This is a genomic window from Brevibacillus sp. FW306-2-1A-C05A, assembly GCF_058781555.1.
Window position 1 is genome coordinate 405406 of the sequence record NZ_JBYSWV010000001.1, and the last position, 24306, is coordinate 429711.

Below are 24306 nucleotides of genomic sequence, written 5' to 3' on the forward strand. Positions count from 1 at the left end.
TCAGTTTTTTTCCTTTTCTTTTTTCCCGGACAAGATACGTGCAAACAAGTCGTTCACATCGAAGCCGTACTTCTCGATCGCCCGCGCCCGCCGCTTTTCCTGCTGCGTCCCCGGCTCGATCCCGAGCACCTCTGACACTTGCCGCCACGCCTTCGTTTCGCGCTCTTTGGCAGCATCCTGCTCCTGGTTTTGCCCGCCTTGTTCGGCCTGCTTCGGCTTCAAGAAAAAAATGGCCAAAATCGCGAAGACAAGCGACAAGCCGGCAATCGAGAAAAACATGACCGTCCGGGAGATGCCGAGCAGCCAGGTGAAAATCGGCGGCCCGACAGCCACGCCGATAAAGCGGACGCCGCTGTACAAAGACGTAATCATGCCCCGCTCCGCTTTTTGCACCGCTCCTACAATCATCGAGTTCAGGCAAGGCAAAATCATGCCTGTACCGATGCTGCCGATGATGAGAATGCCGATCAGCGCATAGGCGCCTTTTACAAAGCTGGCGAGAACGTACGACGCCGCGAGCAGAAACATCCCGACGATCACAAACAGGCGCATCAGGCCTAGCTTCTTTTTGATAATCAGCCCTGTCACATAGGCAGCGATGCTCATGACGAGCAGCGGAATCGCCAAAAATCCGCCTTTGATGACGCCGTCGATCTTGTATTTTTCCTCCAGCAGATCAGACAGGTAGAACAGAACGCCAAACAGCGTGAACAGGCAGATGCTGCCGATAAAAAACGCGGGAACGAGCCATTTGCCGTGCTGCTTAAACACCTGTGCGATTCTGTGCAAATACTGCTTGACCGGAAGCGGCTGCCGCTCCTGCTTCTTTTCCTTGGTCAAAAACAGGAACAGCACAAGGACGACGCCGCAAATGATCGGGAAAGCGAGAAAGACCATGTACCAGGAAATGAGCGCAAGCAGCGCCCCGAAAATGGGACTGAGCACTTTGCCCATCCCGTTCGATGTCTCCATCAGGCCGAGCGCTTTGCTCTCTGACGCTCCCTCGAACAGATCGCCGACCAGCGCCATGGCAATCGGCGCTGTCCCGGCTGCGCCGATCCCTTGCAGGACGCGCCCGCCCATGATGAGCATGTACGGCTGATCGAGCCAGAGTGCCGCAAGCCCCGCCAACAGCCCGCCCGTCCCGTACAGGGCGAGCGAGATCAGGATGACGATTTTGCGGCCAAAACGGTCAGACAAGTATCCAGCCAGCGGAATCACGATTCCGGCGGCAATGGAAAAAGCCGTAATCAACAGACTGGTCTGGAGCGAAGTCAGCTCCATCTTGTTTTTCATCGTGGGCAGGACGGGAATGAGCATCGAGTTGCCAAGCACCATGACTAACGGAATCCCTGTCAGCCCAATCAGGTTTTTCGCATTTTGCGCCATACGAAACTCCTCGTCTCACGCATATGCGCTGCCATCCCAGCGCGTGGCGTTGATAATCTCCCAATTCGGCTCCATGCCGATCCCCACTCCGCTCGGGATGGCTACTTCACCGTTGACTGGGTACAGCGGAAAGAGGTGTGTGAACGGATTTTCCATGACATCCCACTCGACTGGCTCGATCTGTTCGCTGTCCATTTTGCTCCAGGCAGGCAAGCATGCTTGCGCGAACAGCGTGTACAGGCGTGCCAGCCCGCCATCAAACGAATGCGGCGACACGCGATAGCCAAATTCCCGCGCCATTTGCAGATGGGTCCGGTAGCTCTCGATCCCTTCTGTGTGCAGCAAATCCGGCTGTGCGATATCGAGCGCCCCCGCTTTGAATAGCGGCAAAAACTGCGCACAGCGGACCAGGTTTTCCCCGCCCGCAAGCGGAATGGGCAATGCGGCACGCAGCTTGGCGTATTCTTCCGTGCGCTCCATCGGCATCGGCTCTTCCAGCCACAGCCAGTTCGGATAGCGCTCGATTATGCGCGTCCACTGTCTGGTGGTCGCCAGATCGTAGCTTTGGTTGGCGTCAAGCGCCACCTGTACCTCCGGCGAGAGCATGTCCATCAACTGAACAATGTGCGCCTGATCTTCTCGAACGGAGCGGCCGCCGATTTTTACCTTGAACCTGGTGAATCCTGCTGCGAGAGCGGCTGCCACCTGGTTGAGCGAGTGCGTCATCCAGTCCTCGCGCTCCGCATACGACTGAAAGGATGCGTAGACGGGAATGGTCCGGTGGAGCGCCCCGCCCCATAGCTGGCAGACCGACATCCCCGCTGCCTTGGCGACGATCTCTGTCAACGCCATGCTGACCCCTGCTGCCGATCGCTGGTGCCATTTGTTGACGATCGCTGCGATCTGTGTCCGGCTGGACGCATGCTTGCCGAGCAAAAAAGGGACGATCCGCTCGCGAAACCCGCGGTCCAGGGTGGGCAGCCAATCGACAATTTCGCCCCAGCCATCGATCCCGGCTTGCGTGATGATGCGGATGAGGTACGTGCTGCGGTAGCGCTTGTACCCGTTGGCGTCCCCGTAGGCTTGCGTCAAGCGGTGCAACAGCGGATAAGTCTCGACGCGTTCGATCAGCAGACTGCGGTCATTCCACGCCATCGCGCCCCTCGCGCGGTTCGTTTTGCGACTCATACTCGTCGTAGGGGAGGAAGTTGCCTTTTCCTTCGCCTTTGTGCATGTAGTCTTCGTATGTTTCGCTGCGCATGAAGTGCACGCTGTCGGGACCATGGTAGCCGTCGATATCGGTGTAGCCGATTTCTTCTACGGCTTCGACGTACCCATCCGGCTCGTCGCTTTCGATGTACATTTCGCCATAGTCGGCTTTATCGCTGTCCTGGAAGGAGAACGGCGTGCTGGATGTGCCCCACGACTCGACGATCTGCCAGGCGTCTTCCCCGTCGAAGCCGTTTTGCCCTTCTTTTTCGTCGAGCGACGTGCGGCCAAACGGGGGCTGCAAAAACTCTTCCTCGATCGGCCGGGATTCGTTCACATGGGGCGCAGGCGCGTGTTCCTTGCACGTCTGCGCCTGGGGCAAGGCTTCGAGTCGCTCGGCAGGAATCGGCTCGCCACAGACGGTGCACAGCCCGTATGTCCCTTCTTCCATGCGGGTCAGCGCCTGTTCGATTTCTTTTAATGTCTCGCGGTCGAGGCTGTCGAGGGCGAGGTCTTTTTCCCGTTCAAACAGCTCGCTGCCGATGTCGGCCGGATGGTTATCGTACATGGAAAATTCCTGCAAGGAGGTCGTCATCGGCTCTCGCATGCCGTAATGATCCTGTACGCGGTCTTCGAGTTCTTTTTTCTGCGCAAGCAGCTTTTCCCTGAAGCTGGCCAGCATTTTTGGGTCCACGTCGGCCACCACCTTTGTTTGGTTTCCTCAACTGGTAGTATGGCTTTGCAGGCGGGAAATAACCGTTTGAAGTGATTGGGGAAGGGTATGGGTGTGGCTTGTTCGTTCGGTTCTCGTGCTCTGCAAGACCCTGGCTCCGTCAAGCTTACTTGTCAACCTCGGCTTGCGGATTGTTCGTTGCTGTTTTGTCAGGTATAGCAGCTTTTGGTGTTCGCTCGGTTTTCTTTTTTAAAAGCTTCTTAATCGTTGCTTCCCTGGAGGCGAGGAAAGAGGAGAAATCGCTGTAGCTTCTTGGGGCCCCTGCAGGAAGCTTTGCTGCCCGGCTCCGTGGAAAAAACGAAACCGCGTCCAAAGTGGTTGACTCAGGATGCTTCTCAGCGTGGACGCTTAAAAGCGTGTTTCGTTTTTTCCACTCCGCCTCGGTCGGGACCCCAAAGAGCTTTCGCGGATTTCTCCTCTTTCCTCGTCAGGGGCTTGTAGTTGTTCGGCGAGGCTTAAAAAATTTGCTTATGCAACGGAAAAACCGCGCAGCAAAAAACAGCCCTGTTAGTGAAGGGCCGTTTCATTATTCTTTCGGTATGGGACTGCTTGAGTCTGGAACAACCAGCACTTTTGTCGGCCACTCGCCAACGTCCACTTGCTGTATTTGCTTTCGCTCCTGCGTATCAATCACGCTTACCGTTCCCGGCACAAAATTCGCAACAAGAAGATGGGAGCCAGCCAGGGCAATGGAAGACGGGGTTTCCGAGCGAATCTTGGTTATCAGCTTCATTGTTTTCAAGTCGTAGACGGAAATCATCTCCCCGCTCATATCCAAATCCGTATAATGATTGATAAAAGCAAGATCGTCCTTCTGCACAATCTGCTGCGGGAACGACTCTTCCAGATCGATTTCCTGTAAAACGGAATCATTCTTTTTGTCCAACACTTTTATTTTACTTGTATAGGCTTCTGGCTGCTTTACCCATCTCGGCTTTGGCCCTTTGGCGAATCCCGCATAGACCGCGATATTTTTTTCCTGATACGAAATGACATCGGTAGGAGGAAGCTCTTGCGGTGTGTCTTTCGTTTCCAGTATTTCGTATTTTCCGGCTGTCCCTTTCCCCACGCGAACTTTTTTGGCATACGGGCCAAATTTGTTCGGTCCTCCCGCATTGACATGCATCGTGACTCCATTCGCTTCGGGGATGAAGGAACTGACAGCGCCGGGAACCGTAAACGTGTCAATCAGCGAAAAAGATTCCAAATCGACAAGCATAAACGGAAAGCCAGATTGTTGGACCGAAGAGGAAGCGATATAGGCTACCCGATCATGAATAAATATTTTCTGGGGAATGTAGGGCAAGGTTAGCGTTTGATACGAGAGATCATGGACGTTTATGGCATACAAGTTTTTCAACGCCGGCTCAATTCCACAGTCAATCGCGTACAAGGTCTGCCCATCCACCTGCCCATCAATCAGAAATTCGCCGATTTTCTTTTCCCCTACGACCTTGTAGTCTTTATTCAAGATGACGACATTGGCTTTCCCCCTCTCTTTGATAACGGCCAAATGCGGTGTTTCCTTTTTTACAGGTAATTCATTCACCGTCTGACAAGCCGTTGACAAAAGGATGATTACCAGAAGAAACACCAAGTACTTTTTCATACGGATCCCCCTCCAATCATACGGAAAAACGGACCGAAACAAAGCTGCCTCGGTCCATTGACAGAAAAAATTACCAACCAAACCCATTTGTGGTTATTATGGCCTAGTCATTTACTTTATCGTAAATTAATATTTTGCAATTTTGTTAATAATTTGCACCAAAATCTTCGACCATAGTTCGACCATAGTTGGGACCGAAAAAACCTGCCATCCCTTTAGGAATGACAGGTCCTGAAAAAACATCTGAAATTACGATTCAGCTACATGCGCATAATGCTGCTCCACGATATCTGCGCAGCGCACGCAGATAGATGGATGCGCTTCGCGGGCGCCTACGTCCTGCTTCACGACGCGGCAGCGTTCGCATTTTTGGCCGTCAGCCGCGGAGACGACAACCGCGATGCCTTCGAGTTGGGCAGCTTCTGCCGGAGCGGCTTCGCCTTGGGCGTGCAGGTCGACATGAGCGACGATGAACAGGTCGGCCAGATCGTCCATGGCCGCCAATGCTTTTGCTGCTTCCTCTGTTTGCGGATAGAGCGCCAGCTTCGCGTCGACGGAGTTGCCGAATACTTTGTTGCGGCGCGCTTCTTCCATCGCTTTGAGCACCTCGTCGCGGACAGCGAGGAACGCGTCCCATTTGCTTTCCGCTTCGGCAGAGAAGCTCAGGTGCTGCTCGTCGCCTTCCGGCATGTCGGTCAACTGCACGCTTGGCTCGGTCACGCCCGGGATGAAGGACCATACCTCGTCGGCGGTATGCGGCAAAATCGGCGCTACCAGCTTCACCAGGCTGAGCAGGCAATCGTACATGACCGTTTGGGCAGCGCGGCGTTTTACGCTGTCAGGCGCTTCGACGTACAGACGGTCTTTGCAGATGTCCAGGTAGAAAGCAGACAGGTCGATCACGCAGAAGTTGTGCACCGCGTGGAAAACGGTATGGAACTGGTATTCGTCATACGCCTTGCGGGAGCGCTTGACGACCTTCGCAGCTTTTGCCAAGACATAACGGTCCAGCTCGCCCAGTTGCTCATACGCTACGCGGTCTTTCGCCGGGTCAAATCCATCGAGGTTGCCCAGCAGGAAGCGGAACGTGTTGCGGATTTTGCGGTACACCTCGGCGATCTGGTTCAGGATCGCATCGGAAATGCGCACGTCTGCCTGGTAATCGACAGAAGCTACCCACAAGCGCAGGATGTCGGCGCCCAGCTTGTCGATGACTTGCTGCGGCACAACCACGTTGCCGAGCGACTTGGACATTTTGCGTCCTTCTCCGTCGAGAGCAAAGCCGTGGCTCAGTACCGCCTTGTACGGTGCCGTGCCATAGACGGCAACGCCTGTGGACAGCGAAGAGTTGAACCAGCCGCGATATTGGTCGGAGCCTTCCAGGTACATGTCAGCCGGCCAGGCGAGGCCGCGCTCGCGCAGAACCGCCTGGTGGGAAGAACCGGAGTCGAACCATACGTCCATGATGTCTGTTTCTTTGCGGAAATCTTTGCAGTCGCACTTGCTGCAAGCAAGCCCTTGCGGAATCAGCTCGTTTGCTTCGCGGGCAAACCAGACAGCGGAGCCTTCTTTGCGGAACAGCTCGGCAATGTGGTTGATCGTCGTGTCGTTGATGATCGGCTCATTGCACGATTTGCAATAAAAAATCGGAATCGGAACGCCCCAGACGCGCTGGCGGGAAATGCACCAGTCGCCGCGGTCGGCGATCATGTTCGCCAGACGGGTTTCTCCCCAATGCGGAATCCATTTCACGTTTTTGATCGCTTCGAGCATTTGCTCGCGAAAGCCGTCGATGGAAGCGAACCATTGCTCGGTCGCGCGGTAAATCACCGGCTTTTTCGTCCGCCAGTCGTGCGGGTAGGAGTGCGTGAAGAAGTTAAGCTTCAGGAGCGCTCCGTTTTCTTTCAGCTTCTCGGTGACCGCCTTGTTGGCATCTTCGTAGAAAAGACCTTCAAAACCAGGAGCTTCACTGGTCATTTTTCCTTCATGGTCAACCGGGCAAAGCACGCCGAGATTGTATTTTTGTCCGACAGCGAAGTCGTCTTCCCCGTGTCCAGGAGCGGTATGCACGCAGCCTGTACCGGCATCCAGTGTCACGTGCTCGCCCAAAATCAGCGGCGATGGACGGTCGTAGATTGGATGCTTCGTCACTACGCCCTCCAGCTCCTGTCCTTTGAAGCTGGCGAGAACTTCTACGTTTTCCCAGCCGATTTCCTTGCTGGCTGCTTCGATCAGGCCGTTTGCCACGAGGAATTTACGGCCATCGGCTTTGACGACGCTGTACTCCAGTTCAGGATGAAGCGAGATCGCCAGGTTTGCCGGGATCGTCCACGGTGTGGTCGTCCAGATGACAACACCTGTTTCGGTATCCAGCTTGCCTTTGCCATCTACGACCTGGAAGCTTACGTAGATGGAAGGAGAACGCTTGTCTTTGTATTCGATTTCCGCATCAGCCAGTGCCGTCTCGGAAGACGGAGACCAGTAGACACAGCGAAGTCCTTTGTAAATGTAGCCTTTTTTCGCCATCTCGCCGAACACGCGAATTTGGTTGGCTTCGTACTCAGGCAAAAGCGTGACATACGGATTTTCCCAGTCGCCGCGAACACCCAGTCGCTTGAACTGATCGCGCTGCTTGTCGATGTAGGACCAGGCGTACTCTTCGCAACGCTTGCGGAAGTCGTTGACCTCGATGTTGCGGCGATCCAGTCCTTGAGCGTTGACAATCGCCTGCTCAATCGGCAAGCCGTGCGTATCCCAGCCCGGGATGTACGGCGCGTAGAAACCTGCCATGGACTTGTAGCGAACGATGAAGTCCTTGAGAATTTTATTCAGCGCGTGCCCGATGTGGATGTCTCCGTTCGCATAAGGAGGGCCATCATGCAAAACGAACGAAGGGCGTCCTTCCGTGCGGGCAAGCACTTGTTGATAAATGTTTTGCTCTTCCCACTTCTCCTGGATTTGCGGCTCGCGTGTCGGCAAGTTGCCGCGCATCGGGAAATCGGTTTTCGGTAGCGATAAGGTTTTGCTGTAGTCCATAGCCTGCTTCACTCCTAAAAATAAATAAAAGCCTTCCTTCATCCCAAAAAAGGGACGAGAGAAGGCTCCCGTGGTACCACCCTGATTGAACAAACCCGTCGGCAAACATGCAGAGGGATTCGTTCCACTCGTTCATTCGTAACGGGAATGACGCGCTCACTTACTTGCCTGCCTCAACAACGTGCGGCCAAGCTTTCGGATTTTGAACTCCCGGGTGATTTTCAGCAGAGGCGACTGGTCGGGCTTTCACCTGTTCCCGACTCTCTTTGACAGTGCTGTTTCCGCGTACTCTTCCCGTTCATCGTCTTGTCGTGATATGGATTAATGTTTTCGAAAAAGTTGTTTTTCATTATAGTACCATCATCGGCACAACGTCAATGTTTTATTCAACAACTACCGCAGAATCCGCCTGCTCGATGTCGTCCCATGCTCCGTGCTCCAGCATTTCCAGTTGGGCCTCCAGCAGCGTGCGGAAGCGCATGCGGTAAACGGACGCGCGTTTTTTCAATTCTTCGATTTCAATCGCAATTTTGCGAGACTTCGCCAAGGCTTCGTTGACAATCCGGTCCGCGTTTTTCTCGGCTTCCTTCAAGATCAGTTGCGCTTCCTTGCGGGCATTGGACTTGACATCCTCCGCCGTCTCCTGGGCGACGAGAATCGACTTGCTCAAGTTTTCTTCCAGGCTCTTATAGTGGTCCACACGCTCATTGAGAATGGCGATCCGTTCTTCCATTTCCTTTTTCTCTTTAATCAGGAGTTCAAAGTCTTTGATGACCTGATCGAGAAATTCGTTCACTTCGTCAATGTTGTAGCCGCGAAAGCCTGTGCTGAATTCTTTATTGTGTATATCCAATGGCGTTAATGGCACATGAACCCCCCACTTTTCCCGATAATTCGTACTTATGTTTTCGACAGAATCGACATTGTTTCCTGCCTTATTTTACATTTTTTTGCGCCCTCGTTCATTTTATGTAACCAGTCCGACAATCATGCGCAGTCTTCCGCTGCGCGTCGGGCCGGCTATCTCCAAAATTTTAAACCGCCCGTATCCGGCGAGCGACACCATGTCGCCTTGCTGCAATTGGGTCGAAGGATCTTCCGTAACCTTCCAGTTGACCTTGACTTTGCCCGCGCGAATCGGCACCAGTGCCTTGGCCCGGGACATATTGTGCACTTCCCCGATTACCGCATCAATTCGCGGCGAAGGCACGGTGATCGTTTTTTCGGCAAAGCGGGTCGCAGGCGGGGTAAACGACTCCCACGCCACGCGTTCAAACTGCACCGAGGTCCGGTGAATCTGCGTCACCTGCGTGCAGACAAAATCCGCGACTTCCTCGGCCACAATCGCATAGCATGTCCCGACGTCCGTCAGCATGTCGCCGAACTTTTCCCGCTTCATCCCCGCATGCAGCAGCGCTCCCATCACATCGCGATGCTCCAGGGTGTGGAAGCGCTGGTCTGCCTTGATTGCCAACAGGGCAAGCCGGAAGTCCTCGGGCTCCACTTCGATGTACTCCGGATGAATGAGGACGCGCACCCGCTCGGCGCCTTCATAGCCGCCGCTCGCGGAAATTTTCACATCGCGCACTTGCGACGTAAGGCTTTTCATAATGTGCCATTGCCGTGGATCCACAAAATCAGTAAGGCGCATGGCCTGCTTACGCTCTACCAGCGTCAGCATTTCCAGCGCCCGTTCCACAAAGGGACGTTCTTCTTTTGCAAAATGATCGAATACGCTCATAGCACTCGTCCTACAGCAGTTTTTCCAGAATGCTGAACAAGCCATACTGGGCAAAGCGAAGGGCAATCAAAGCGACGATGGGCGAAATATCAATGAAACCGAGTGTGGGAATAAATCGGCGAAACGGAGCCAGATAAGGCTCTACCAGTCTCTCCAGCAGTTGGCCGATGCCAGTTGCCCGCATTTGCGGCACCCATGACATCAAAATGTAGGCAATAATCATGTACTGATACACTGTAAAAGCAAAATTTAAAATGGTAAACAAGTACGCCATTAGCTCACCCTTTTTATCGTGTTAGTCCGTTACTCTTCCATAACGCTGGAGATCGTTCCTTGAATATCTACATGGTCCGGGGTGCATACAAAAATCGTATCGCCCACCTTTTGAATGTCTCCATTCAGCGCGTAAACCGTCCCGCTCAAAAAGTCGATAATTCTTTTGGCCTGATCTTTTTCCACCCGATGCAGATTGACTACCACAGGTCTGCGATGACGAAGGTTGTCGGCAATGTCTTGCGCATCGCTATAATGACGGGGCTCACAGAGAATCAAACGGATTCCCTCCTTTTCCCGCGCTTGGAACGGCACTACGTTATTGGCCCGGCTGACAGGCTGCTGCTTTTTGTGGTGAGAATCGTATTCGTCGCGTTCCTCTTCTACCGTGGTTTCCTCGATGTATTCCTCGTTATCTAGCCCCAGAAACCCCATCAATTTGTTCATGACACCCATACGCTACCTCCTCTCCTGCTCGTTGTCGCGTCTGTTTCTTCCCTATTCCGGCTTGACCAAAACAGAGCCAAGACGAATATATGTAGCTCCCTCTTCAATTGCCACTTCAAAATCACTGGACATGCCCATGGACAATTCTTCTATGTGAGCATGCGGGAACGCGCATTCATTGATCCGCGCTTTCCACTCGCACAGTCCGCGAAATACAGGTCGCGCCTCCTCCTGATCTTCGACAACAGGCGCCATCGTCATTAATCCGACGATCTTTATATGTTTCATATTACTGGTTTCACGCAAAAAAGCCAATACATCGTTGGGACTAAGCCCAAATTTTGTCTCTTCCCCGGAAATATTGACCTGCAAAAAGCAGTTGACGACCTGGTCGATCGCCTCGGCTCGGCGATTCAGCTCCTGGGCGAGCGAGAGGCGGTCCAGCGAATGAATGTACGGGAAACGCCCGACGACTTCTTTTGCCTTGTTCGTTTGCAGATGCCCGATAAAATGCCAGATGCCTCTGTCTTTGTGCAACTCGTATTTCGGTAAGGCATCCTGCACCCGGTTTTCCCCGATATGCTCGATCCCGACATCCAGCAAATCACCGATGGCCTGCTCGTCGACGTATTTGGTCACAGCGATGATTTTCACTTCCTCGCGCCGACGGTTCGCCCTCTCGCAAGCCGCCTGAATGCGCGTCTCAATCGCCGCCAATCTTTCTTTCAACACTTCCTGCTCCTTGATTTTCACGATGCCCTATCTCCCTTCTGTTTCCTTCCAGCCGATATACGAAGCCATTCGTCCTGTCATTTTGCCCGGCCCGGCTTCTTTTCGATGCGAGAAAAACAAGTCTGTCCGGCAGCTTGTACACCAGTCCGTCACCAACATATTTGCCCGGGAAATCCCCGCTTCCCGCAAAATTTCCGTATTTAACTGCCGCAAATCGAGCATGTACTTCCCTTCTGTGGAGGCAGAGACTGCCGTCTTCCAGTTTTCCGCACTCGTCCGCACCTGCGTCATGATCCGTTCATCCACCTCGTAGCAGCAACCCCCGATGGATGGCCCAATCGCGACGCGGATGTCCCCCGGCTTCGCCTTATAGTGCGTTTGCAGCGCCTTCACCATTTCCTCGGCAATACGCCCGACCGTCCCTTTCCAGCCTGCGTGGGCAAGCCCGATCGCTCCTGATGCCGGGTCGAGAAAATAAAGCGGAACGCAATCAGCGTAAAACGACGTCAGCAAGACTCCCTTTTGCTGCGTGAACAGCCCGTCTGTTGCGGCAATGACGTCTCCGAGGCTCTCTTTTCCCGCACCTCCCGCCGTCACCTGACAGACGCGGTTGCCGTGCACCTGGTCGGCGCATGTCCACGCCTCAAACGGCATCCCGACCTGCTCGGCCAGCTTTTTGCGGTTCGCGATCACATGCGCCGGGTCGTCTCCCACGTGCAGTCCCATATTAAACGAGCCGTACGGTTCCTCACTTTCCCCGCCAAGGCGAACCGTAAAGCCCGCCACGAGCCCCGGGAAATGCGCTTGCCAGTCCGCCAGCGCCAAAATGGATTTTTCCCCTTCCAAGACAAACGGTTCTCTCATCCTGTCACCTTCCTCATATGGCTTATCATACCATAGCCGAAAAGAAAAGAAAGGCTAACTGCCGCCTTTCTCCCTTTACTCCCTGTATTCATCCCCGCCAGAGGTTCTGGCTTCTACCTTGAGTGCCTCCTCCATCCGGACCAGCACCACATCTTTCCCGATCTTCACAATATTGCGCCACGGAATGACGTAATCATTCCCGGAGGAAAAGAACCCGAGGAATTTGCCTGGCCCCGGCACGACAATCGCTTCCACGCGTCCGTGGCGCAGATCAATCTCCAAATCGGATATCGTCCCCAGCCGCTTCCCATCCAGGATGTTCACCACTTCTTTTGTCTGGAAGTCAGAGATTTTTACCATTCTCCTCACCCACTTTTCTCCGTTACTTTCAGTATATGAACCAGCGGGAGAATATGTCCTCCTCGGCCCGAAAAAACAAGAGCGGCTCTTTGCGGCGGAGCGCCTGCGGGAATAAAAAAACCCAACGGTACAAGACCGTCGGGACCTATGTCGTTTCTCATTACGATTGGACGTGCTTTTGCATATGGGCGATGGCTGCCTTCTCCAGCCGGGAAACTTGTGCCTGCGAAATTCCGATTTCCTCTGCTACTTCCATCTGGGTTTTTCCCTCGTAAAAGCGCATGGATAAAATCATTTTTTCCCGATCACCCAGACGTTGCATCCCTTCGCGGAGGGCGATTTCTTCGACCCATGTGACATCCTTGTTCTTTTCATCGCTGATTTGATCCATGACGTAGATGGGATCTCCCCCATCCTGATAGATCGGCTCAAAGAGCGATACGGGGTCCTGAATCGCATCGAGCGCGAACACGACGTCCTCCTTGGCGACGTTCAATTCCTGAGAAATCTCGGTAATGGTGGGCTCTCGCGAATGCTTGTTGGTCAGGTTGTCTCGCACCTGAAGGGCTTTGTAGGCGATGTCCCGCAGCGAACGGGAAACGCGAATCGGGTTGTTGTCGCGCAGATAGCGCCTGATCTCCCCGATAATCATCGGGACGGCGTACGTAGAGAACTTCACGTTTTGCCCCAGATCAAAGTTGTCGATCGCTTTCATCAATCCGATGCAGCCTACTTGAAACAGATCGTCGACGAACTCTCCGCGATTGTTGAACCGCTGAATCACACTCAACACCAGACGCAGGTTGCCGTTGACCAGTTTCTCACGGGCAGCCAGCTCACCGCTTTGCAGGCGCTCAAACAAATCACGCATTTCTTTGTTTGTCAGCACCGGAAGCTTGGAAGTATCTACCCCGCATATCTCTACCTTATTGCGCGTCACGTCTTTCCCTCCTCGAAGCAAGAAAAAAGTCCCTAACCCGGTTGTCTTGAAAGGCCGCGTACTGACGCGTAGCCGCCAAGAAGGTGGCAAAAGCCACCATCTGTTACGGTTTAGGAACAGTATCCCCTGAGGCTGGGAAAATATGCGCTAGACCATTTTGTTGAATTCTTTTCGCAACCGTTTTATAATTCGCTTTTCCAAACGGGAAATATACGACTGGGAGATTCCGAGCAGATCGGCCACGTCTTTTTGTGTCTTCTCCTCTTCGCCTGCCAGGCCGAAGCGCAGCTCCATGATGATCCGTTCCCGCTCGGACAGCTTATCCAGTGCTTTTTTCAACAGCTTGCGATCCACCTGGTCCTCGATATTTTTGTAGATCGTGTCGTTTTCCGTGCCGAGCACATCCGACAGCAACAGCTCGTTGCCATCCCAGTCGATGTTGAGCGGCTCGTCAAAAGACACCTCGGAGCGGATTTTGTTGTTGCGGCGCAAATACATCAAAATCTCGTTTTCGATACAGCGGGAGGCGTATGTCGCCAGCTTGATGTTTTTCTCCGGGTCAAACGTGTTGACCGCTTTAATCAAGCCGATCGTCCCGATGCTGACCAAATCCTCAATGTTGATCCCCGTATTTTCGAACTTGCGGGCAATGTAGACGACCAGCCGCAGATTGCGCTCGATCAGCATACCGCGCACCGCAGAATCGCCCGATGGCAGGCGTCCCAGGAGCACTTCCTCTTCTTCTCGCGTCAACGGTGGAGGCAATGCTTCACTCCCGCCAATATAATAGACTTCTTCAGCGCGTACACCAATCCACAGCAGGAAACGGTACCAGGTCAACTGGAGTTGTAGGCGAAGTTTTACATACATGATTAGCCCTCCTGTTTGAGAATAAAGGTAGGTTCTTGCGTATATGCTTCCATCATGGCAGGATGCACGATCGCTTGGTACTTCCCGTCGGCTGAGAGCGGAATCGGGTTCAGCCCGATCAGCACTTTTTCGGTTTCATAACGAAGCCCTTCCTGTACAACCAACACATGATCTGGCTTGATCGCAAGCAAAAAATCCATTCCCCGCGACACGCTCCGATACGGGATCAGGCGCACGCGAGACTGCCATTCGATCGGCAGGTCATCCCAGGATCCGTCCAGCTTCTCCCACACTCCACCGTTTTCATCGGTTTGTCGGAGAAGCGACGGCGGAAGCAGATGAGCCAGCATGCGACTTTCGATAATCATGACCGGCAGACGCGTAATCGGCTCGTGGAGCTGATTGCCTGTGTCCACCAAACCGCGGCAAATGACTTTCTCCTTGGCTATGGTCACGACGACATCGACGAGAAACGTTTCGATCCTGCGCGGCTCCTGGATCGCCTTGTAGCTCTTTTTCCCGAGGAAAAAGACGAGCGTGAAGCCGACGGCAACAATCGCGAGCGTAGGCTTGAAGCCGACGCCAAACCCGTCATTGTGCGTCACAACCAATCCGTTGACGATTTCGTTTTGCGGGGCCAAAAAATATTGCAGACCGAATACCCCGCCTCCAAAGACAAAAGCGACAAAGTAAAAGATGATTAAGTTTTGCGCAAACGACAACAACCTCCTGTTACCAAATGCAATCCAGAGCATGAGAATGGAAAAGAGCAGTTTGACTGACCATTGATACATGGATGAAAACGCCGGGAAAAAGAAAAAGACCAGATACGAGCACCCGAACAAGGCGGCCGCGATCATTCTCCACCACACCACGCGCTCTTTGCGAAAATACGCCGTAAACCAGAGCAACAAGGTATCAATGGCGAGGTTGAGGAGTAGAATGATATCAAGATACACAACCACTTGCTCTCACCTCCGATCTGGTTTCGCCTTGGCGAAAATCCGAGAGCTGCAAGAGTTGCCAAGTGTGTTTTCGGCCAGTGCTGCGCTGCCTACGTACACTGGCTTCTATCAGTAAAAGCAGTATATATCAATGTGTATGTAAAGTCTGTCAATTCTTGACGGTGTTTTTTTGGATTTTTTGTCTAACACTTTCTGGTCTACGCACGCAAAAAAGCCTCGTTCCCGCAAGTAAGGGAACAAGGCTTTTCGTTTTGGCGACACTATTTTTTGTTACGACGACGATTGCGCAAAAATGCCGGAATATCGAGGTTGTCGAGGTTGCTCATGGAGAAGAGGGACTTGTCATCCTCTTCTTCCTTCGCACGACCCGTATTCACGTTGGAAATCGGCGTCGGGCGGTTGCCGGCCGAGCTGATCGGCTGTTGCTGGCGACGAGGCGCTTCTGCCGCGCGCTGCGTTTGCTCGAAGCCGGTCGCAATCACCGTAACCACCAGTTCGTTTTTCAAGTCTTCGTTAATGACCGCACCGAAAATCATGTTGACATCCGGGTCTGCTGCGGAAGAAACGATGTCGGCTGCTTCATTTACTTCGTACAGGCTCAGATTCGTACCGCCTGTGATGTTCATCAGGACACCGCGTGCGCCGTCGATGGACGTCTCCAGAAGCGGGCTGGAAATAGCGCGGCGAGCCGCTTCTGCCGCACGGTTTTCCCCGCTGCCTACGCCGATCCCCATCAGGGCGGAGCCGCGCTCGGTCATGATCGTTTTCACGTCAGCGAAGTCGAGGTTGATAAGCCCCGGTACCGCGATCAGGTCGGAAATCCCTTGCACCCCTTGGCGCAGGATGTTGTCCGCTTCACGGAATGCTTCCAGCATCGGCGTATTTTTATCGACGATTTCCAGCAAACGGTCGTTTGGAATGACGATCAGCGTGTCTACTTTTTCCTTGAGCGCAGCAATTCCGGCTTCACCGTGCTGGGAACGCTTGCGGCCCTCGAAGGAAAACGGACGGGTTACAACGCCAACGGTGAGAGCGCCCAGTTCCTTGGCGATCTCTGCAACTACAGGAGCCGCCCCCGTACCCGTTCCTCCGCCCATTCCCGCTGTAACGAACACCATGTCCGCACCGCGCAGGGCATTTTCAATCATATCGCGGCTTTCTTCCGCTGCTTTTTTTCCGATTTCAGGATTCGCGCCTGCTCCGAGACCGCGCGTCAGTTTTTCGCCAATTTGCAGTTTGATGTCTGCACTGGACAATTGGAGCGCCTGGGCATCGGTGTTCAAGGTGATGAACTCTACCCCTTTCAAACCGCCTGCAATCATGCGGTTGACTGCGTTGCTTCCGCCGCCGCCGCATCCAATTACTTTAATTCGTGCAAAGGATTCCATGTCCATATCAAATTCCAGCATATTGCTAGTCCTCCCCAATTCAACATAAAAACTTCGTGGCCCAAGAAGCCGATTGACAAAACGAATGGGACATCCCGTTATTCTCTTCCATGTTTTTCGAAGAACGAAACGTTCCAATTTTCGCCATTGTGTTAACTACGGCAAGCGACTAAATAAACTCGCTAAACCAGTTTTTCACTTTTTCCATTAAACCGCCGCCTTCTTTCGGCTGCTTCACAACGGTTTGCTTCTGAGTGCCCTTGAATGAGGGGGTGACGCGTACGCTGCGGCGCTCCATCAACTGCAAGGCATATTGAATCAAACCTACCCCTGTGGTGTAGGCAGGATCCCGCACTCCGATGTAATCAGGAATTGCGATGCGAACAGGTGCGTCCAATTCTTCTTTTGCCAATTCCAGCATGCCAGGCATCGCTACGGTACCGCCTGTGAGAACGTAGCCACCTGCAATCTCGTCGCGGAAGCCCAGCTTGTAGACGGCCTCCTCGACCAGTTGGAATATTTCTGCAGCGCGCGGCTCAATGATATTGGCCAAATCCACTTGCGTAAACTGCTTTTCGACTTCACTGCCAATCCGGTTCACCTTGAACTTCACATCTTCAGAAGCTTCGTCGATCAATGCACACCCGTTTTTTATCTTCACGCGGTCTGCTACATCCGTATGTGTGCGCAATCCCAATGCAATGTCGCTCGTAATGTGGTCGCCACCGATGCCGATCACGGTGGTCGCTGCCAACTTCCCTTGCTCGAATACACCGATCGTGGTAGAACCCGCACCGATGTCGACAAGAACGACACCCATGTTTTTGTCATCTTTGGAAAGGGCGACAGTGCTAGCCGCAAGCGGTTGCAAGAAAATTCCAGCCACGCGCAAATTGGTCCGTTGAGCACAGCGAACAATGTTATGTACAACCGTCTTCAATCCGGTCACAATGGTACCTTCCATTTCCAGTCGGACGCCAATCATGCCCCGCGGGTCTTTTATACTACCTTGCCCGTCTACGATGTACTCCTTTGGAACTACCTCAATGATTTCACGGTCCGGTGGAATCGCTACGACCTTCGCTGCCTGAATGACGCGTTGGATATCTTCTTCTCGTATCTCACGGTCTTCGCTGGATACAGCGACAACCCCTTGGGTTTCATGCAACTCGATATGGTTTCCAGTGATCCCCACATACACTTCTTCGATTGAAACGCCAACCATGCGCTCGGCATGGTCAACCGCTTCCCGGATGGCATGCACGGTTTGGTCGATGTCAACAATCACGCCTTTCTTGATGCCTTCAGAATGTGATTGTCCGACGCCGATGATGTTGATGGAACCGTTGTTGATTTCGCCGATCATGACGCGTACTTTGGATGTTCCAATGTCTAGGCTGACGATGAGTTCATTACTTACCAAACCTGTGACACCTCCCCTGCTACGTCTTTTGTCTTGCTAATAAAATGAGAACACCTGCATAAATTATTCCACACAGGACAACCATTCCCTTTTTTTCATATAGAATTTTTGTAAAAAAATGACCTTCTTCCCATTTGTTACGGCTATTCCTGCTGATTGATCCAACGGGATAGAACAATTCTCCTAATTACGGCCAGGTTATTGAAAAGACGCACCCCGAAAGCCACAATCGCCGCCAGGTAAAGATCAATCCCCAGGAAGCCGCCGATGAAGGCAAGGCCGGCTGCAAACAGCGTATTGAAAAAGAATCCGGACATGAAGATCCGAACGTTGAAGGTGCGCTCCAGAAACGAGCGGATTCCCCCAAAGATCGTGTCCAATCCAGCCAAGAGGGCGATGGAGAGATAGCTGCTATACTCCTGGGGCACGCGCCAATCCAGAAGGAAGCCGACAGCGAGACCGACAATCAGTCCGATAAGCGGGAGCCACATGGTTACGAATCTCCTTTTTCTTTTACAGGTTTCATAAATTGAATGACGCGTGTTTCTTTGTTTGCAGAAATCATCAGCTTGTCCCGTTTTTCGGCCAGCACCTTTTTATTCGCGAGCCGGAAGTTCTCTTCGACCCCTTCCAGCTTCAAGGCGGACAGCAGTACTTCGGGCTCCCCCAATGCTTTTATTTCATACGGAGGTTTAATCGTCCTCGTATCGATCTGAATGACATCCCCGACATTGCGAATCGCAGAGGTGGCAACCAACCTGTGCTCATTGATGGATACCGCCTGCGCTCCGTTCGCAAACAGGATATTGACCAGCCAACGCAAATCTTCATCGTCAATCGTGTATTCCCCTACAACAGGCACCTGCATGTGATCGTCCAGAATCGGCTCCTCGGGCATGGGGGCATCGACGACTTGCAGCACAATGCCTTCTCCTTCCACTTCCACCATTCCGGCCAACCGGCGGTTTCGTTCCAGCTCTTCTTTCATGACAGAAATGCTCTCGTCTTCACTTAGCGAGGTTTCGTATTGGTAGTACAACTGATTGTACTTGGAAATATCTGCAAGCAGGTTCTTGTGTTTCTCCAGTTCTTTTTGCAGCGTGGTCCGAAGTTCCGCGATGCTGCGAGACTCCTTATGTACGGGATGTAAGCTGCTGCGCAACTGTACAGCCAACATCACACCTATGATAGCACTAATAATGGCAAGAATAAACGTGATTTTACGGCTTTTTTGTAACATGGGGCAAACGCATCCTTTTCCCTTTTAGGAGTGTTTCGTTTTGGCGTCGCCGACGAAAGCCGGCAGTTGCAACTTGTCCTTTTTCACCAGGTCGATTTGAACAAAATCTTGCAGGGAGTGCAGTACTCCCCCCGGCAAATTGAGAGCACTCTCCATCGTCTCCGGATTGCCGATTGCCGAAATCACAAAGGGAGCCGCTGACTTGATCCCGTTGACGATAATCGTCGGCCCGACACAGCGGATGGAAGAGTTGCTCACCAGCCGCTGGCCGTTGATGCTGATCGCCTCCGCTCCCGCTGCACGCAGCTCGTTGACGACCAGGCGGACGTCCTGCTCATGCACGATGAAGTTGGCGATGTCCGAGCTGCTGGCGGCCGTTTGGCTGTCTTGCATCGTGATGACGATTCCCGGCCCTTCTACGGCTACTACGCCAGAGAGCATCCGCGCGGCTTCCAGTTGGCTGAGCGTTTCGGCTGCTTCCGATTTTCGCTGCGCCATCGCTTCCTCGACTTTGCCCACCTGCCGCTGCAGATCGATCAGTTGTTTTTCCAGATGCCTGTTTTGTTCTTTTTCGGACAAAATCCGATCGTTCAATTGCGTTTCCTGCTGGAACAACTGATCGTTCAGCCGCTCTTTGCGCGTGAGCTTGGTAGTCTCAAACGAGGTCGCTACCAAAAAACCGGTACAGAAGGTCACAACAGTTAAATACAAATGAAACTTGCGGCGACGACTCATTGTCTGCTTCCCCTTTTTCCTTTACTGCGGCTTTTCTGTTTGCTGCTGGTTGTCCGTAAGCGGCACGCCATCGCTTCCCGCCGCGCCGTATGGAACAAACCACGGCTGCTCAAACATGGAGAGCACCCCTTTGGTACCTGCGGGCAGCTCAGCCACGATTGCCGGATACCAGTTCAACATTTTGTCGAGCTTGTAGACCACACTGCGCACTTCGTTTCCGTCGCGCATGTACAAGGTCACCCGCTGCTTATCGTACACCGTTGGCGTCAGAGTTATGTCCGAAATCTCTGCGAGCACGTTCGGCGTCAGTCTGGATAACGCTTTGGCGAGGTTCGGGAGGAGCTCAGGCGCTGTCCAGGAGCTGATTAACGGCCTGTCCACCACGCGATCGGCAAAATTCACCTGCTTCAATACTTTCCCGTTTTCGAGCAGCGGATAGCGGCTGCCGTCCTGGCCGTTCCAGAAAGCGACCCGCTTCAGCTCTGTCACGTGCAGGCGGATGACTCCCGGGAACGAGCGGCTGACCGTTACGCTTTTGATGCCTTCCAGCGGCTGCAGGTTGCTCTGCACGCTGCTCTCCCATACGTTGAGAAATTGCATGTCGCGCGCGAGGCCAGACTGCTGGACAATTTGCTCCGCTGGGTAAATGTCATTGCCGATCACTTGAATTTCCTGCACTTTGCTGTATGGTGATCGAATAAAAACGATGATAAGTACGGTAAGAAAAAACAGCACCAAGAGAAAAACTAGCTTGCGGTTTCCTTTTCTTCTGGGGCGTTGCTGCTTGACTTGCGGAATGCGTTCTTCAAATACCGCCATGGCCGAATCCTTCCTCATGCATTCTAGGCTCATCGCCCGCAAGATTACTCAAAACAAAAGAAAATAAAAGGTTTTTTTCCAAATAATTGCCACTTTACAAAACAGGGAAAGCGGCATAGCACTATGCCGCTTGTCTTCCCTCGATCATATCGACACCCTCGTAATATCGGCTCCCAGCCTGCGCAATTGCTCTTCCAGCCGATCGTACCCGCGATCGATATGATGGATCTGGTTCACCGTGGTAATGCCTTCTGCAGCAAGCCCTGCCAAGACCAAAGCAGCTCCTGCTCGCAGATCCGTCGCTTCCACACTCGTGGCGGTCAGCTTCCCTACGCCGCGAATGATGGCAGAGCCGAGATCTACGTATATAGAGGCGCCCATTCGCGCCAATTCATTCACATGTTTGAATCTTCCTTCGAAAATCGTTTCCTTGATGACGCTGGTTCCCCTCGCCTGTGACAGAAACACCATCAACTGCGCCTGCAGGTCTGTCGGAAACCCTGGGTACGGCGAGGTGATGATCCGGTCGTAGGCACGCGGACGGGAGTTGCTTTTGATTTCCATTATATCATGGCGGGTTTTGATTTCAACACCGCAGCTACGGGCAACCTCAATCAATGCTGTGAGCTGCTCAGGCAGCGTGTTCGTCAGTTCGACATGGCCCTGGGCAATTCCGACCGCCAGCACGTACGTACCCGTGACAATTCTGTCGGGAATGATCCGGTAGCTGACGGAACGAAGCCGCGGCACGCCGCTGATCTCGATCGTATCGGTGCCTGCGCCCCTGATCCGCGCGCCCATGGCGTTCAGAAAGTTTTGCAGGTCGATAATCTCCGGCTCTCGGGCCGCATTGCAGATGCGTGTCGTCCCTTTTGCCAAGACCGCCGCCATCATGATATTTTCCGTCGCACCCACGCTGGGGAAGGAAAGAAAGATATTGGTCCCGCGCAATTGCTTTGCCCGAAATGTAATGTAGCCTTCGGATTCTTCTATTTTAGCCCCGAGTGCCGTAAGACCGGACAAATGCAGGTCAATTCGGCGTTCACCAATGTCGCAGCCGCCGGGATGCGATATGGTGACTTCACCCAACCTGGCCAGAAGCGGCCCGGCGAGAAAAATAGAAGATCGCATCTGGCTCATTAAATCATCTGGTACATGCGGGACGGAGACAGACGTTGTATCCAGATCGACGCAACCGTCCACATGCTTCGTGTTGGCCCCCAGCGCCGTCAATATTTCCAACATGACCTTGATATCTTTCAAGTGGGGGACATCGTAGATATAGAATTGCCCTTCCGCAAGCACAGCAGCGGCAAGGATAGGAAGAGCAGCGTTCTTAGCTCCTTGGATCCGAAGCGAACCGGACAGAGGTCTTCCGCCTTCGATCGCAAAAGTCTCCAAACTTTCACCTCCGTGTTACCCCTCGCCCACCACCAGAACTTCCGGATGCAGATCAATTCCGTATGTCGCAAGAATTGTGCTCCGTACATGCTCGATTAAGGTGAGGACGTCGGTAGCCGTGGCTCCTCCGCAATTCACGATGAAATTGGAGTGTTTTTCCGAAACCTGAGCTCCGCCGATTCGATAGCCTTTCAGCCCTGCTGCCTCGATCAGACGTCCTGCGTGGTCGTTCGGCGGATTGCGGAACACACTGCCGGCGCACGGCATCTGCAACGGCTGTGTCTGGCGTCGCCGCTCCTTGTTGGCAGAAAGCGTAGCGGAAATTTGCTTGCGATCACCAGGGCGCAGCTTGAAACGGGCCTCCAGCACGATCCCTTTTTCTCTCTGCAAGAGTGAAGTCCGATAGCTAAAGCTCAGTTCCTCGTTACTCAACACCTTACATTCGCCGTTTGCAAAAAGGATTTCGGCTTCAATAAGAATACGTGAAAGATCAGATCCGTGTGCCCCTGCATTCATATAGACGGCTCCGCCTACCGTACCAGGAATCCCTCCTGCGAATTCCATCCCTGTCAATCCCATCTTGCCTGTCTCCACCGCCAGGCGGATCATGGAATATCCGGCACCCACACACACCTCTTCATCCCTGAACTCGCAGTGGCTCAAGCCCTCAGCCACTTTGAGCACGGCTCCGCGAATCCCTCCGTCCCTCACCAGAAGGTTGGAGCCGCGCCCGATAACACTCCAAGGAATTTCATGACGATGGATGATTTGCAAGGCTTTTAGCAAGGATTCTTTGTCCTTGGGCTGGATCAACAAATCAGCAGGACCCCCGATCCGCCAAGTCGTATGATTGGCGAGAGGTTCATTGGTCCACACTTTTTCGATTCCTGCTTGCTTCAGCTCATCTGCGATTTTTTTCATTTGTGAACCTCCTGATACGTTTGCTAGGTCGGACCTTTAAGTCTTCTCACGTGTTTGCTCCATACTATGCCATCGCCCAGAGCGGCGTGACAATCGCCCATCCGATCATTTTTTTCCGGAGACTTCCTGCAGCGTGCGAACGATCTCGGTCGCTGCCTGCGGCATTCCGAGCGACAGGGCGCTTTCCTTCATCTGCGCCCACCGCTCACGGCTTTGCAAAAGGCTCTCTACCTCGCCCAGCAGGCGCTCGCCGGTCAGTTCCTTTTCGACAATGACCCGCGCTGCCCCTGCCCGTTCCAGGCCGCGCGCATTTTTCTCCTGATGGTTGTTGGTCACGTACGGAGAAGGGATGAGGATCGACGGCACGCCGAGCGCCGTCACTTCGGCCAGCGTGGACGCGCCGGCACGTCCAACCAAAATATGCGTCGCCGCCAAAACGTCCGGCATGTTATGGAGGAAAGGAAGCACGGAAAGGTTTTCGGGAAGCTTCCCTTTTGCGGCAAGTTGTTTGGAGATGTTCTCGAAATGAACGTCACCCGTTACATATACAAAATGAGTATCGGCATATTGGCCCAGTTGTGTGACGACAGCTAGCACCGCTTCATTGATCGCTCGTGCGCCGCGACTGCCGCCAAAGATCAGGACGATTCGCTTGCCAAAGTCTACCCCGAGAAAGCTTCTTCCCGCCTGCGCGTTGCCGTGCATCACTTCTGTCGCGCGCGGGTTGCCGGTAAAGACTGTTTTGCCCTTGGGAAAATAGGCGAGCGACTCCGCAAACGACACCGCCACCCGCGTAGCCGACTGCGACAAAAACTTGTTGGTCAAGCCCGGGACGACGTTTTGCTCGTGAATCAGCGTCGGAATGCCCAGACGGGACGCCGCGTACACGACCGGGCCGCACACGTATCCGCCAGTGCCGACGACGACATCCGGCCGGAAGTCGCGCAGCATTTTTTTCGCCTCGGACACCGCGCGAACGAATTTCCACAAAGTCTTGATGTTGTCCAGCGACAGCTTTCGCTTCAAGCCGCTGATCTCGACAGACTGGAACGGAATTTCCGTGCGCGGTACAAGCTGCGCCTCCAGCCCTTTTTTACTGCCGATATACAAAAAGGCAGCCTGCGGTGTTTGGCGAGAAACTTCTCTCGCCACCGCAAGCGCCGGATAAATATGTCCACCTGTGCCACCGCCTGTTAGGACGACGCGCATAC

Annotated in this window: 24 protein-coding genes and 1 other annotated feature; all 24 genes read right to left on the reverse strand. The window is 53.4% G+C overall.

The annotated features are described in order from the left end of the window. The 24 genes from AC3WJN_RS02105 to murG all read right to left on the reverse strand — a co-directional run bounded on the left by AC3WJN_RS02105 (nt 1) and on the right by murG (nt 24304). Complete coding sequence (locus AC3WJN_RS02105) at nt 1-1389, reverse strand: MFS transporter (protein WP_007784246.1); 1389 nt, start codon at nt 1387-1389, stop codon at nt 1-3. A gap of 15 nt (nt 1390-1404) precedes the next feature. After that, nucleotides 1405-2544 (reverse strand): mandelate racemase/muconate lactonizing enzyme family protein, encoded by a 1140-nt coding sequence (locus AC3WJN_RS02110; RefSeq protein WP_005833433.1) that lies wholly within the window; start codon nt 2542-2544, stop codon nt 1405-1407. Continuing rightward, the gene (locus AC3WJN_RS02115) at nt 2531-3292 is read right to left on the reverse strand and encodes a TraR/DksA C4-type zinc finger protein (protein WP_007784242.1); all 762 of its coding nucleotides are present in this window, start codon (nt 3290-3292) and stop codon (nt 2531-2533) included. Before AC3WJN_RS02115 ends, AC3WJN_RS02110 begins: the two co-directional genes overlap by 14 nt. Before the next feature lie 565 nt (nt 3293-3857). Beyond that, nucleotides 3858-4940: a YncE family protein gene (locus tag AC3WJN_RS02120; protein WP_007784240.1), complete on the reverse strand. Its 1083-nt coding sequence runs from the start codon at nt 4938-4940 to the stop codon at nt 3858-3860. A gap of 249 nt (nt 4941-5189) precedes the next feature. Beyond that, a complete protein-coding gene (ileS, locus tag AC3WJN_RS02125; RefSeq protein WP_007784237.1) occupies nt 5190-7976 on the reverse strand; it encodes an isoleucine--tRNA ligase in 2787 nt (928 codons plus the stop codon). Nucleotides 7977-8023: 47 nt separating this feature from the next. After that, nucleotides 8024-8287 (reverse strand) — a binding site (T-box leader). Between the two features lie 71 nt (nt 8288-8358). Next, a complete protein-coding gene (locus tag AC3WJN_RS02130; RefSeq protein ID WP_007784235.1) occupies nt 8359-8844 on the reverse strand; it encodes a DivIVA domain-containing protein in 486 nt (161 codons plus the stop codon). 99 nt (nt 8845-8943) lie between these two features. After that, on the reverse strand, nt 8944-9717 hold the full coding sequence (locus AC3WJN_RS02135) for a YlmH family RNA-binding protein (protein ID WP_007784233.1): 774 nt from the start codon (nt 9715-9717) through the stop codon (nt 8944-8946). A 10-nt stretch (nt 9718-9727) separates the two neighbouring features. Further along, nucleotides 9728-9991 carry a YggT family protein gene (locus AC3WJN_RS02140; protein ID WP_005832947.1) on the reverse strand — a complete coding sequence of 88 codons (264 nt, stop codon included), beginning with the start codon at nt 9989-9991 and terminating at the stop codon, nt 9728-9730. 29 nt (nt 9992-10020) lie between these two features. Beyond that, the gene (locus AC3WJN_RS02145) at nt 10021-10446 is read right to left on the reverse strand and encodes a cell division protein SepF (protein WP_005832949.1); all 426 of its coding nucleotides are present in this window, start codon (nt 10444-10446) and stop codon (nt 10021-10023) included. Between the two features lie 42 nt (nt 10447-10488). Continuing rightward, complete coding sequence (locus AC3WJN_RS02150; RefSeq protein WP_005832951.1) at nt 10489-11190, reverse strand: YggS family pyridoxal phosphate-dependent enzyme; 702 nt, start codon at nt 11188-11190, stop codon at nt 10489-10491. 6 nt (nt 11191-11196) lie between these two features. Further along, nucleotides 11197-12033, reverse strand: coding sequence for a peptidoglycan editing factor PgeF (gene pgeF, locus AC3WJN_RS02155; RefSeq protein ID WP_007784225.1), 837 nt, complete (start codon nt 12031-12033; stop codon nt 11197-11199). A gap of 75 nt (nt 12034-12108) precedes the next feature. Further along, on the reverse strand, nt 12109-12393 hold the full coding sequence (locus tag AC3WJN_RS02160; RefSeq protein ID WP_005832955.1) for a YlmC/YmxH family sporulation protein: 285 nt from the start codon (nt 12391-12393) through the stop codon (nt 12109-12111). 160 nt (nt 12394-12553) lie between these two features. Then, entirely contained in the window at nt 12554-13333 is a 780-nt protein-coding gene (sigG, locus tag AC3WJN_RS02165) for an RNA polymerase sporulation sigma factor SigG (RefSeq protein ID WP_005832957.1), read from the reverse strand. Nucleotides 13334-13480: 147 nt separating this feature from the next. Continuing rightward, nucleotides 13481-14203, reverse strand: coding sequence for an RNA polymerase sporulation sigma factor SigE (sigE, locus tag AC3WJN_RS02170; RefSeq protein ID WP_007784220.1), 723 nt, complete (start codon nt 14201-14203; stop codon nt 13481-13483). Between the two features lie 2 nt (nt 14204-14205). Next, nucleotides 14206-15168, reverse strand: a complete 963-nt coding sequence (gene spoIIGA / locus AC3WJN_RS02175) for a sigma-E processing peptidase SpoIIGA (RefSeq protein ID WP_005832960.1) — start codon at nt 15166-15168, stop codon at nt 14206-14208. A gap of 260 nt (nt 15169-15428) precedes the next feature. After that, nucleotides 15429-16577 (reverse strand): cell division protein FtsZ, encoded by a 1149-nt coding sequence (gene ftsZ / locus AC3WJN_RS02180; protein WP_007784216.1) that lies wholly within the window; start codon nt 16575-16577, stop codon nt 15429-15431. 148 nt (nt 16578-16725) lie between these two features. After that, entirely contained in the window at nt 16726-17979 is a 1254-nt protein-coding gene (gene ftsA, locus AC3WJN_RS02185) for a cell division protein FtsA (protein WP_005832964.1), read from the reverse strand. Between the two features lie 143 nt (nt 17980-18122). Next, nucleotides 18123-18470, reverse strand: coding sequence for a small basic family protein (locus AC3WJN_RS02190; RefSeq protein ID WP_005832967.1), 348 nt, complete (start codon nt 18468-18470; stop codon nt 18123-18125). A 2-nt stretch (nt 18471-18472) separates the two neighbouring features. Then, entirely contained in the window at nt 18473-19219 is a 747-nt protein-coding gene (locus tag AC3WJN_RS02195; RefSeq protein WP_005832969.1) for a DUF881 domain-containing protein, read from the reverse strand. Nucleotides 19220-19243: 24 nt separating this feature from the next. Next, nucleotides 19244-19954 (reverse strand): DUF881 domain-containing protein, encoded by a 711-nt coding sequence (locus AC3WJN_RS02200; RefSeq protein ID WP_238500877.1) that lies wholly within the window; start codon nt 19952-19954, stop codon nt 19244-19246. A gap of 21 nt (nt 19955-19975) precedes the next feature. Next, nucleotides 19976-20773, reverse strand: coding sequence for a cell division protein FtsQ/DivIB (locus AC3WJN_RS02205; protein ID WP_005832973.1), 798 nt, complete (start codon nt 20771-20773; stop codon nt 19976-19978). 144 nt (nt 20774-20917) lie between these two features. After that, on the reverse strand, nt 20918-22174 hold the full coding sequence (gene murA, locus AC3WJN_RS02210) for a UDP-N-acetylglucosamine 1-carboxyvinyltransferase (RefSeq protein ID WP_005832975.1): 1257 nt from the start codon (nt 22172-22174) through the stop codon (nt 20918-20920). A 15-nt stretch (nt 22175-22189) separates the two neighbouring features. Then, entirely contained in the window at nt 22190-23095 is a 906-nt protein-coding gene (gene murB, locus AC3WJN_RS02215) for a UDP-N-acetylmuramate dehydrogenase (protein ID WP_005832977.1), read from the reverse strand. Nucleotides 23096-23200: 105 nt separating this feature from the next. Continuing rightward, on the reverse strand, nt 23201-24304 hold the full coding sequence (gene murG / locus AC3WJN_RS02220) for an undecaprenyldiphospho-muramoylpentapeptide beta-N-acetylglucosaminyltransferase (protein WP_221842646.1): 1104 nt from the start codon (nt 24302-24304) through the stop codon (nt 23201-23203). Nucleotides 24305-24306: the final 2 nt, after the last annotated feature.